Source organism: Butyricimonas sp., assembly GCF_019423355.1.
Classification (GTDB): Bacteria; Bacteroidota; Bacteroidia; order Bacteroidales; family Marinifilaceae; genus Butyricimonas; species Butyricimonas faecihominis.
This window is the reverse complement of record NZ_JAHZBP010000006.1, coordinates 155,784-168,086: the sequence shown is the minus strand read 5'-3', so window position 1 is coordinate 168,086 and position 12,303 is coordinate 155,784. Positions and strand designations below refer to the sequence as shown.

Genomic DNA, 12,303 nt, shown 5'->3' with positions numbered 1-12,303 from the left:
TTAATGGTTGTATGATAATTTCATAATGACTGGATTATGATCACTCCATTCTGTTTTCGGAGAAGTATATTGTAGGCCTGTGAAATGTTTGGAATATAGAATATAATCTATGCGTAATAATTTACCTAGTCCTTTGAATGTGAATCCATAACCATTTCCACGTTGTCGGAAACCATCTATATATTTCCCTTTTATTTTATGATAGACGTAAGAAGCAGGAGTATCGTTAAAGTCTCCGCAAATAATGCTTGGATAGCGAGTGGTGTCTATAATTTGCCTTAGAAGTACGGCTTGTTTTGCCCTTTCTTTAAAGCTGTATTTTAAATCAGAAATGGAATTTTGAAGGGTAGCTATTTTATCTGGTTGGTTACCGGTTTTTTGGGATAAATTGTATTGTCGGGTGTTTTTACTGATATTTGTGGATTGTAAATGAACATTGAATATTCGGATTGTATCTTTACCTGAAGAAATATCAATCCATTCCCCTTGTCCTTCTTGCATCTGGAAATCGATATTTTGAGATCGGATGATGGGATATTTACTGAAGATACAGAGTTCTTTCCCTTTCGAAAATGTCGAATGGAAAGGATATGAGTTAAATATTTTTTGGATGCTGTCGGAACTGAAATGTAGTTGACTATATTCTTGAAAGCAGATAACCTCGATTTTTTCTTTAGCAGCCCATGTTGTTACAGAGTGGAATGTAATCCGGTGGTTTGTTAGAAAGCGGTGAACATTGTTACTTGCGATGACAATTTCTTTTCCTTTATTGGTATTTAATATTGGTGAGTTAAATTGATATATGGATAGAAGATAATTCGTATTTAGTAATATGGGAAGAAAGGATATTATCCACCATTTTTTCTTAGTTATGAGCCAATAAAAGATAAAAAAGAAGTTTGCCAAAAGAGACAAGGGAAGGAAAACTCCAGCAAGTGCAATCAATCCAGATAAACTGGGGTTTATATAAGAGGCTAGCATTCCCAAGGAAGCAATTATTGCGATTATTAGGGAAAACAGGAAAATCATTATTGAAAAGAAGAATTTGAAACCAGCCATATTAAATTATTATAGTTTAAAGTGTAATAGTGTATTTAGTTCATTAAGATTGAGATAGTGAGAGATTCCTAAATAAGTTATACTTCCAGTTGTGAATCCTCCTAATAATTGGATCCATGGATTATTTGTTAGTATTATGGTGATATGACTTACTAATCCTAAAATTACAGATAACATTAAAATGGGGAATAAGGCTTTAATTTGTTCTTTTATTGTAATATTAATTGTTTTACGAACATACAGGGAAATAATTAACATATCAGCGAGGGCATATAGTATTAATCCTAAACACATGATCTGGACGTTGAATTGCAATGTAACAATGAGAATGATGAGAGCAACTATTTTTTTTATGATCTCAGCGTATAGAAAATAATCAGATCGACCTTTCACGTTAAGTAGACTATTATTTATTTTCATGATAGGATCCCACATATATGCAAGACATAATATCTGAATTAAAGGGACTGCTGGTAACCATTTTTCAGTAAGGATAATTTTTACGAGAGGTTCTGCAAGTACACATAAAATAGTCATTAGAGGAAATATAATGTAACAGGACATTCTAAGGTATTTAATGAATAATTCTTTTAATGCAGGAGTGTCATCCTGTATTCTGCATTGAATTGGATAGATAGCACGTACGATAACTGTTGCAAGATTGTTGGAAGGAAATTGGGCAATTGTGGTTGCCCTGTTGTATAGTCCAAGTTCAATGGGTGCAAATCTTTTACCTATAACTAGTGAATACAAATTTGTATAGGTAGTATGTAATAGCGAGGATAATAATAATCGTGAGCCAAAAGAGAACATGGTTGTGAATGAGTTTTTTGAAAAATAGGGAAGGGGTTTCCAATGAGCGAATATCCATAAGAGAATAACACGTAAGAGATTGCTTGTCAGGGATTGAATAACCAATGTCCAAACACCAAAACCTTGGTAAGCCAGCATAACTCCTACGATACCACTGATTAGTACTGCAATAAAAGAAGCAATAGCTTGTTGTTTGAAATTGAGTTCAATAGTTAATTTAGCTTGTTGTACAATTCCTAATGAATTGATTATAAGTGTTAAACCAATAACTCTCATGACTTGGGTTAATAACTTTTCGTTATAAAAATTTGCAATCCAAGGTGCGCATAAATACAATATACCATATAGCCCAATGGACATGAATATGTTAAAAAAAAATACAGTACTATAATCTTGTTGAGAGCATTGTTTTTTTTGTATCAGGGCGTTGATAAATCCACCGTCAATAAAGGTTTGGGCTATTGCCATGAAAATGCTTAACATGGCAATTGTTCCATAGTCTGAGGGGAGTAGGAAACGAGCGATAATCATTCCAAGTACAAATTGTACTCCTTGGGTTGAGAAGCGTTCTACAGCACTCCAGAAAACGCTGTGAGAAGCTTGATTTTTAATAGTTGCCATAGCAAATTTACTCTATAAAAGTTGAATTCTTTTTTATGAATATTTCCCACCAAATAGATAAGGTCAATAGATTGAGAAATTGTATTGCTTTTATTTGGTGATACCAAAACCATTTTTCAGGTTGTTGTACTTCTTGATTATATTGTTGTAAGAATTTTTCTACTTCTTCTTGGTGCAAAAAATCTTGTGTAATTGATGAACTTAAGATGTAGTCTGTCAATTGTTTCCTCTGTTTTTTCTCTTTAAAGAAAATCGGGATCGGGGCAAATCCTCCTTGTTTCTTTCTATTTGTAATTGCTTCTGGCAACATTGGTTTATAATGGTACTTTAGTAAAAATTTAGAGATACCATGTCCTTGAGCTATATCTTTTACATTATTACCTAGGCATTTATATTTAACAGGAAGTTGCATCAAAAATTGGTATAATGTGGTGTCCATATAAGGAAAGGTGAGGGTATTATCAAACATTTCAGCCATACGTGATGCTTTGAATAAAATGACCTGATTGATAGTCTTTTCAATATCAGTTTTATACAAGTGTGTCGTATAGAGAGAATTGAAATTAGATGTGTTGACTTTGACAGATGACTGTCTGAAAATATTATGATGGTTTTGTAGGATTCTTTTTAATTTGTATTCAGGGAAACCAAATTGATCCCCTTGTAAGATATTTAGAATTTTATCTAGATGAAACCTTGTGCGATATAGTTTTGAATTATATTCGAATACAGAATGGTTTAAGAGAATTAATATGAATTTTAAGATATTTTTCATACCGTATTTGGCGCTTAGAGCGTGAATTGCAATTTCTCTACCTGATGTTCCGAAATATTGATCACTTCCGTCTCCACCTAGGATGATACTGGGTTTTGACGAGTCGATCATACGCATGGCACAGTAATTAACCATAAGTCCTCCCTCGACAAAGGGGTCTCCCATAAATTTTACAATTTCAGGTAGAGCTTTAATTTCGCTACCGTCTATTTGGTATTCGTGGTGTTGGGTTTGAAAAAATTTCGATATGCACCGGGCTTGTGGTAATTCACTCCAAGAATCTTCCTTAAATCCTATAGAATAAGAATGTATCTTTCCTGAGTATATTTGTCTTAATGCAGCAAGATTGGCTCCGGAATCGTATCCCCCGCTTAATAGAATTCCAATGTTTTGGTTGTCTCCAATCCTTTTTCGAATGGCATTTTGATGTAGTTCTCCATATTGGCTTGATAATTCTTCCAAATCGTCATTTTCTACAGGGACAATTGTTGATATAGGATCTATGTCAAATAATTTTTTCGTAATGTTCGTGTTATTCTCATGTACCAGAATCTCTCCAGCTCCAAGTTTGTATGTGTTGCGTAAAGCACATAAAGGAGAGGGAATATAGCCGAACATTAAAAAAGCAGAAAGAGCTTCTGTGTTTGCTGAATTAGAATATGATGTTATTTCTTGTAGTAATATTAGGGAGGATGCAAAATCATGTTGATTATAATATACTTGAGAACCACATCCATGATGATCTCTTACTATGATTGTTTGTTTGGAAAGAAATATGATGAATGTGAACGCCCCGTCTAGTTCATTAAAATAAGTTATTCCTTGTTTAAGAAATAATTTATGAACTACGGTTGCATTACTGTCTGTATTTTTGAAACCTAATGTCTGTTGATTGTATAATGTTCCCCAGAAGTGGATAATGAGGTCTCTATCCTGACTAGTCGTGTAATTTTGTGAGGAATATGATAATAATGTATTATGATCTGTAAATTTCCCTGAAAACATACCTTTCCCTTTATTGATGTTTTTATATTATTTGTTACTTGATCCCATGTGATGTATGTATAAATTTTTTGTTTGCATTTTTGAGTTTGAATAAATTTAAAAACATCAACATAAAAGAAAGTGGTAGGATTAAGACTGCGGATGCTAATTTAGAAGTTAACATTTGCTTTGGAATAGCAACATATAGACTGATATTTAATGCAATAAATAGAACCCACCATTTGATCGAAGTTTCCCATGTAAAAAAAGACATCCCGATAGCGATTAAAAAGGTTATTCCTAATAACAAAACCCTCGGAAGGCTCATTTGCTGGAAAATTTTATCGCATAAATCCCAATTTTTTTCTTGAATGGCTTTAGGTATATCTTTTAGTGATAGACCTAGATAATGGAGTTGTGCTGAAAGCCAACGTTTTCTTTGTTGGGAAAAATTGTGGTGATTTTGAATTTTTTCGTCCCAAACATAGGTAGCTGGCAGATAAGTAATCTTTTTCTTTTTTTTGATTAAGGTTAATTCTAAAGCTCTATCGAAACCACCGATAGCATTGATCGAGTGTAATTCTTTTTTTAGTAATTCGTATTTGAATGCCATGCCAGAGCCTATCAATGCTGCAGACAATCCAACATTTGAGTGTCCTAGTCTAAAAATACTATTATTTATTTCTTCACTGATAGCATCTAAAATGGCCAATTTTGTATTTTGATTTTTTGCTGTTCTGTGAGCTTGCACGACTTCAACTCCTTGTTGATTCATACTTGTATTTATATGTGAGAGGAATTCAGAATCAACAACATTATCAGCATCAAGAATGATCGCAATGTCATAGTTATCACCGATTTCGTCCATGGCATAATTTAAGGCTTTTGCTTTTGTACTGTCTTTGAAGAATACCTTGATCAGTTTTAATGGTAAGGCCTCTAATGTCGAGATCGTGATATCTTGCATTTGATCTGAAATAACAATAATGTCATATTTCTCTTTTGGATAATCTTGTGTCAAACATGAATTTACACATTCCATTATAACTTGGTCTTCCTTGTATGCTGGGATCAAAATCACGATTCGATTGAGAACATTTACTCTGATTTCCTGATTTTTAGGTGAACAGTGGGAAGCAATGCTAAATATGAGTAAATATATAATATTTACAGATAGGATAAAAACTAGGAGGTACTCGATACTCGTTAAAAACATTTTTCTTCGTGCTTAATTATTGTTTGTTGCAAAAATAATAATATATAGCTATATTTTAGATTGTTTCGTTGGAAAAATATAGTTTAATTTGAGGAATATTATTTTGTGATTCTGAATGGTTTAAATTTATAGTTGTACTGTTTAAAATATAGCTACATCGATTTGTTTTGTATTCTAAACTTGTATGCTGAAAATGAGAAAAATATGCTCGAAAAAATGGTTTCAATAATAACAATCAATTACAATGGCTTTGAGGATACATGCGAGTTAATTGATTCTTTGTCTGAAAATGAGACTTATCCTTATGAATTAATAGTTGTTGATAATGCTTCTGAAATTAATGAAGCAGAGAAGTTACAAGATATTTATCCAAAGATACGAGTTATTCGGAGTGATAGAAACTTAGGGTTTGCGGGAGGGAATAATTTAGGATATCGTTATGCAAGTGGTTTTTACATATTATACATGAATAATGATATGATTGTAAAGGCTCCTTTTTTGAAATCTTTGATTGACCGTTTGGATGATTCTTGTGTAGGGCTGGTTTCTCCTAAGATAAAGTATTCTTACGCACCGGATATAATACAATATGCAGGATATACCGCAATGACATCTATTACAATTCGTAATCAGCTGATAGGAATGGGTGAAAAGGATATGGGACAGTATAATCAAGCTAGAAAAACCGCTTTTGCTCATGGTGCTTGTATGCTTACTACGAAAACAATAATAGAGAAAGTGGGAAAGATGACAGAGGTATATTTTCTTTTCTATGAAGAGTTGGATTGGAGTTTACAAGTACGTCAGGCCGGTTATTCTGTATGGTATGAACCAGCTGCAACGGTTTTTCACAAGGAGAGTATGACGATAAAGCGGGGAACCCCTATACGTTGTTATTATTTGACGAGAAGTCGCTTATTGTTTGCTCGCAGAAATAATCGTTGGATGTTGGGATTAATATCATGCCTTTACCAATTGATACTGGTTTTACCAAAGAATGTTCTCTATTATTCTTTGCATTTGAAATGGCAAATGGTAACAGCAGTATGGCGGGGAACGATACATGGAATATTAGATAAATATTTCTAGATGTATATGGCTTGTATAATTGTATCAATTTATTTATTGTCTTGAAAAAGAGGATGTTTGTAATTACTATTTTTCCACACATTATAATTAATATGTTCATTAATATAAAATTCTCTGTACTGATTGTATGAAGGATGGAGTAGACTCCTTGTGCTATCAAATTCAACTGTTTGAATTTGACAAATATCTAATATCGTATGAATGATATCGTCTGTCATGAAGTGATTGGTTTGAGCTTGTTTGATTTGTTTTATAAGTTTTGGGTGTTTTGTCTGGAGGGATTGTGAATACCAAATAATGAATGGTATTTCTACCATATTTTTTGTGGGATTCACATAATTATGACCAGCAAAATTTTCAGAATCATATACCTCTTCTCCATGATCAGGGAAATAGATCATAATGGTTTCTTTTTCAATGAAGTGTTTGATAATTTCGTTAACAATGTAATCATTATAAAGAACCGAGTTATCATATTCTGCTATTGTTATTTTTTTATGGATATTAGTGCTGAATTGGATATCAGTATACTGAAATTGTTTGAAAGTTTTGGGGAATCTATTCGTGTATCGTTGGTGACATCCCATTAAATGGATAATATAAAAATTTTTAGATGTGTTTAGGGTGTTTTCCTTTAAAATAGGTAAAAGCTTGTCGTCAAAGTACCCGTAGGATTCTTCTTGCGAGTTTTTATCATGAGTATATATAACTTTATTGGAGGTTTGGGCTAATGCAGCAGGTATATTGCCAAATATGCCGGAATTATCTTGATTTGATAACCAGATAGTAAAATATCCTGCCTCTTTCATAACAGAAGGTAGACTATGATATGTATACCATTCCCTTGTTGATTCCGTGTTATAAAATGTCATAATACATTTCATCGCTTCAGTTGTAACTGTTTTAGGTGTAATGATATGGTTGAATATACAAGCTTCATCATTTTTAATTCTTGCATTTAAATATGGAGTTGTATTTAGAGGATAACCATAGCAATTCATATGTGTTTTAGACAATGATTCTCCGATAAGTAAAACAATATTTTGAATATCAGATTGATTTCTTTTTATAATGGGAGTATCTTTTCTCATGTATGAAAGAAGTTCTTGATAACTTTTTCTGTCTCGTCTAGATTCTTTTATTGAGTAGTAAACTCTTTCTAGGGGGCTTAAAGTTAAATATGGTGTCATTTTTTTGACTTGGGTAATATAAAATGTTTGAATTGCATAGATGCTAAGTAATAGGCATAGTACAATTAAATTTCTTTTTTTATGTCTCGTGCGTTCGTATATAGTGGGGATAAATTTTTTCTTACTTCGATATGCCAAAAGTACGCATAAAAGAAATATAATGATTCCCCCAATAAATGTCCAGTTATTAGTGTAAGTTTTAAAAAATTCATAAGTTTCTTCTTTGTTTGTTGCACTACTGACGATTAAAATTGAGGGACAAATCAAAGATTGAAAATTAATTATCAAGAATAGTTCAATGATAAAAAATAAAGAATATATAATTGTTAGGATATAAGTGATGGTTTTTGTGTATTTTTTGAAAATATGAATAACCAATATAGAAAAGAAAGCAATGGATAAATTATTAATTGTAGTGACTCCTGCACGAATAAGAAGCATATAGCTACTTTCGTATGAAAGAATATATATATATGATGTTGTGACGTTTAATATGAAAAAGATCACATATATATTGATATATTGATTATAAGTGGGAATGATATCCTGAATATGTTTTTTTAGAGATTTAAATGAGGTATTAATCATCTTGTATTATAAATGTTTATCTGTTTTGCCTAATAATGTAATTTTGAGTATGTTCCATTGGGATAGTATCGTATCAATAAGTATGGGACCTAATAATGCGATAGAAGTTGAGATCGTAAAGACGATAAGTTGATTTTGAATACCTAGATAAGATAAAATAATTCGTCCTCCGGAAGTTCCAAATCCATGAAACAAATAAATGCTATATGTATATTTACCAATCCATACCCAGAAATGTGACGTATGGTTTTGATGCAATAGTAAAATAAGTAGGGACATTATACCTAGAGGTTTCAGGTTTTCATACAGTGCGGAGTTCTGTAAAGGATAAAACCATTTTAACCCACAAAAGATGATGCCGATGAATGTGAATAATAAATATATATATTTCTTTTTATAAGAGAATAATTTAGGAGAAAAACGTTGAATGCCAACACCTAAAATGAAATAGGGGAATAGTAATACAGCCCCTTTGTAACTGAATATATTAGGGAGCGATTCGGGTATGATGTTTTGTTGGATAAGCATGAATAGATAAGCTCCTATTGTAATGTATATCCAGCCGGAAAATTGATTAGCCCATTTTTTTATATCAATAAACATGATCAGTAGGAACATGATAAAAAGAGAGGGTAGATACCAGTATATTGTGTAAGGGAATAGGTATACTCTCCAGATTTCGAGTAAATTACTTTTGTTATTTGTTCCCGGTATGAGATATTGAATAAAAAAATATATAGTTCCAACTGTTGCCATGGGGATCAGTAATCGAAAGATTTTTTTAGTGATAAATGTATTTCGAAATGATCTTTCGACAGGTCTTAGTGCATATACCCACCCTGCAATTATTGTGAATAGAGGCATTTGAAGATAATCTATCCATAGATACAGGAAACGCCATATAGAAGGAAAATCAATTTTCATTCCTCCTATCGGAGTAGAACCGATAACATGACCTGCTACAACGAGAAAAATAGCGATGCCCCGAAGAGTTTCTATATGTGGATTTTTTTTATGCATGGGTTATGTTGTTGTAATTCTTGTCCATTCTTGTTGTTGGAAGTCATATCTCTTAATTACTCTTGCAGGATTTCCAACGGCAATAGAATAATCAGGAATATCTTTAGTAACTACACTGCCGGCTCCAATTTGGCAATGTTTTCCGATATGAACTCCAGCTAAAATAACGGAGTTGGCTCCGATATACGTGTCTTCCTCGATTACAACAATTTTTCGTTCTAAATCTTGGAATTTTATATTTATATTGACATCTTGGTAACAGTGGTTAAATCCAGAGACAAATGCATGTTGGCCTATACTGCATCCTGTTCCAATTATAGCTGGTCCCAGTACTACAGAGCCAATACCAATTCGTACTAAATCTCCAATGATTAAATCGCCAGCTCCGTTTGAAACTGTTGCAAAGTCTTCTATTGTACTGTATTTTCCTAGTGAAAATTGATACCATGGGAAAATATCTATACGCGTTCTTTTTCGAATTCTAGATCCTTTCCCTTTTTTATGAATGAATGGGGTTAAGAAATTCCTTATCCACCAGCGGGGTTTCGGATTATGCTTGGAAACAATCAGCCATAAAATGAAATTTTTGATTTTAGGTCGTTCCTTTACTTTTTGTATAAATGAATTCATCATTTTAATGATTTAATAGCTTGATACAATTTATTAACACTATTTTCCCATGTATGTGAATGAGCAAATTGTACTCTTAAGTTTATAATTGAATCGTTGTTATTTTGAATGGTTTCATGAATAGCTTTTATATAAGTATCTGCCGAGTCACAATTCCATACATACTCTTCAAAAAGAGACATGGCTTTAGTACGTGTTGCAATGACAGGTTTTCCTAATGCCAAATACTCGTCAATTTTTCGGGGATAATTGCCAATTGTGATTTCATTTATTTTTTGAGGATTGATGCAAATGTCAAAAGCAGCAATATAGGAAGGAATTTCGTTATTATTTTTCTCTCCCAAAAAGTGCATGTTAGTTAATTTGTGAAGGTGATGATTTTTAAAATATTCATCTTCTTTTCCTACCATCACAAAAGTAAATTGGGGACATCGAGATGCGATTTCGAATAGTAAATCAGCGTTTAATCTTTTTGAGGTGATCAAACCAGTGTAGCCAATAATCGGGTGTGCAAAATTTGTCATATCAGACGGGATAGGGTATATTTTATTTGCGGGGAATTGAGATATATCTACCCCTTGTCCTATATCATAAGTATTCGTATTATATATTTTGACAGCCTCGGCTAGATATATTGAATTTGTCGCAATGAGATGAACTTGTTTACAAAGTAGAGGTTCCAGCCTACCGGCGTGTTTTTTCCAGAAGGGATTAACTAAATTATCCCTTCTGTAATATATGCTTACTAAAGGATGAAGGTATGTTGTTGCATAAAAACTACGATAAATATCATTGTCAATAAATAGGATGTAGTCATTAAAATGAAGTTGATTTAAAATTTTCAAAACAAATGAATACATTTTTTTGTTGTTTATCTTATTTATTAAATCGAATAAAAAACCATCAGGAAGAAAATTCACAGGCCAAATTGTGAAAGGATAATCCAAAACCCAAAGGTTTTGATTTATTTGTCTTATCATGGGTGTTTGTTTTTGAACAACTTTACGGCGTTGTACAATTTCCGGGTTTTGTTGTTTTCCGAGATAAGTTTTTTTATCTAGTGGAGTGTTAATATATAGCACTCTATTGTGTTTGGATATTTCGAGAGCTATATCTTTAGCGTTAGAACCTATCTGTAGATCCCAAGGTTGCAAACCCGTGAAAACAAAATCTTTCCCAGTAATCATTATTGTGCATTATTTAAAGATGAATAGATTGATAATAGAGCATTTGCTGTATTTTCCCATGAAAATGCTTTTATTCTTTGTAAACCATAAATAACCTGTTGTTGGTAAAGATTGGTGTCTGATTCTAATAGAAGCAATTTTTCTGTAATAGATTGCTCTTGATAAGGGTTTGCAAGGACTGATTGTTCGCCGGCAATTTCCGGCATTGATGATGTATTTGATGTGATCACTGGGGTACCACAGGCCATCGCTTCTAAAATAGGTATACCGAAACTCTCCCGTAATGATGTGTATAAAAAGATATAAGCTCCGTTATAAAGATAAGGCAAATCTGCGTTAGGAACATAACCGATACAATGTATATGTGGTTTTATATGTTCTATCTGTAGTTTTTTTAATGTTTCATTTAGCACATCTTCTTTTAAGTCTGCAATTAGTAGAGGAAGCTTCAGGCTGGAACATTGTAAATACAAACTATAAGCTTTTAACGTGCGTGGAACATTTTTTTTCGGATCCGTATTACCCAAGAAGAATATATAGTTTTCGACATCCGTATATTTTTTCACGATAGATGGTATTTCCTTTTTATCTATCGGATGGAAATGTTTGTTATAACCGTTATATACAGCAGCAATTTGTTCTTGTGGAAGTTTTAAAGCTTCTAATATATGATTACGTTCATAATTGGATACGGTAATTATTTTTTTGCAGTGGGATAAAATATGTGGGACGATTAATCGACGGTAATACCAGCCCATATTTTGATATAACGATTTGTTAGAATCTTTCCGGGGTTCTAGGAATATGATGTCGTGGAGGGTTAGAATTAAAGGGACTGAACAATATAAAGGTGCTGTGTTGCTTGTACAATGTAATATATCTGGCTTGATTTTTTTCAGTACACGAGGAAGAGCAATTTGTTCCCATAAAGGATAAGTCGGACAATTTATCTCAATAATATGCATATTGGGCGTTTCCCGAAGACAATGATCTGGGCCAGTGCCAACAAGAATGAAATATTTATTGGTCGTGTCAAGCTTTTGTAATTCCCGAATTGTTTCTAAGGCTACAAAATCCATTCCATGTTTATTGGCACGGAAAATTCGTTGTGCTTCAATGGCTATTTTCATG

General features: G+C 32.7%; 10 protein-coding genes. 1 reads left to right on the top strand and 9 read right to left on the bottom strand.

Translation table 11 applies throughout. The features are described 5' to 3' along the window. Genes QVC79_RS10050 through QVC79_RS10035 form a run of 4 tightly spaced genes read right to left on the bottom strand, consistent with a single transcriptional unit; the run spans nt 1 to nt 5,468 of the window. A complete protein-coding gene (locus QVC79_RS10050; protein WP_270592996.1) occupies nt 1–1,059 on the bottom strand; it encodes an endonuclease/exonuclease/phosphatase family protein in 1,059 nt (352 codons plus the stop codon). A gap of 9 nt (nt 1,060–1,068) precedes the next feature. Then, entirely contained in the window at nt 1,069–2,493 is a 1,425-nt protein-coding gene (locus tag QVC79_RS10045; protein ID WP_270592998.1) for a lipopolysaccharide biosynthesis protein, read from the bottom strand. A 7-nt stretch (nt 2,494–2,500) separates the two neighbouring features. Continuing rightward, complete coding sequence (locus QVC79_RS10040; RefSeq protein WP_270592999.1) at nt 2,501–4,273, bottom strand: asparagine synthase-related protein; 1,773 nt, start codon at nt 4,271–4,273, stop codon at nt 2,501–2,503. Between the two features lie 34 nt (nt 4,274–4,307). Continuing rightward, nucleotides 4,308–5,468: a glycosyltransferase family 2 protein gene (locus QVC79_RS10035; protein WP_270593000.1), complete on the bottom strand. Its 1,161-nt coding sequence runs from the start codon at nt 5,466–5,468 to the stop codon at nt 4,308–4,310. A gap of 204 nt (nt 5,469–5,672) precedes the next feature. On the opposite strand from QVC79_RS10035, the gene QVC79_RS10030 reads away from it, so the two are divergent. Further along, entirely contained in the window at nt 5,673–6,557 is an 885-nt protein-coding gene (locus QVC79_RS10030) for a glycosyltransferase family 2 protein (protein WP_270593002.1), read from the top strand. A gap of 29 nt (nt 6,558–6,586) precedes the next feature. Here QVC79_RS10030 and QVC79_RS10025 read toward each other — a convergent pair whose 3' ends face one another. The 5 genes from QVC79_RS10025 to QVC79_RS10005 all read right to left on the bottom strand — a co-directional run bounded on the left by QVC79_RS10025 (nt 6,587) and on the right by QVC79_RS10005 (nt 12,302). Beyond that, entirely contained in the window at nt 6,587–8,188 is a 1,602-nt protein-coding gene (locus tag QVC79_RS10025; protein ID WP_270593004.1) for a phosphoethanolamine transferase, read from the bottom strand. 153 nt (nt 8,189–8,341) lie between these two features. After that, the gene (locus QVC79_RS10020) at nt 8,342–9,355 is read right to left on the bottom strand and encodes an acyltransferase family protein (protein ID WP_270593005.1); all 1,014 of its coding nucleotides are present in this window, start codon (nt 9,353–9,355) and stop codon (nt 8,342–8,344) included. Nucleotides 9,356–9,358: 3 nt separating this feature from the next. Continuing rightward, the gene (locus QVC79_RS10015; protein ID WP_270593006.1) at nt 9,359–9,988 is read right to left on the bottom strand and encodes an acyltransferase; all 630 of its coding nucleotides are present in this window, start codon (nt 9,986–9,988) and stop codon (nt 9,359–9,361) included. Beyond that, nucleotides 9,985–11,172 (bottom strand): glycosyltransferase, encoded by a 1,188-nt coding sequence (locus QVC79_RS10010; protein WP_270593007.1) that lies wholly within the window; start codon nt 11,170–11,172, stop codon nt 9,985–9,987. The genes QVC79_RS10015 and QVC79_RS10010 overlap by 4 nt, the downstream gene beginning before the upstream one ends. Beyond that, nucleotides 11,172–12,302 carry a glycosyltransferase family 4 protein gene (locus tag QVC79_RS10005; RefSeq protein ID WP_270593009.1) on the bottom strand — a complete coding sequence of 377 codons (1,131 nt, stop codon included), beginning with the start codon at nt 12,300–12,302 and terminating at the stop codon, nt 11,172–11,174. Before QVC79_RS10005 ends, QVC79_RS10010 begins: the two co-directional genes overlap by 1 nt. Nucleotide 12,303 lies beyond the last annotated feature (1 nt).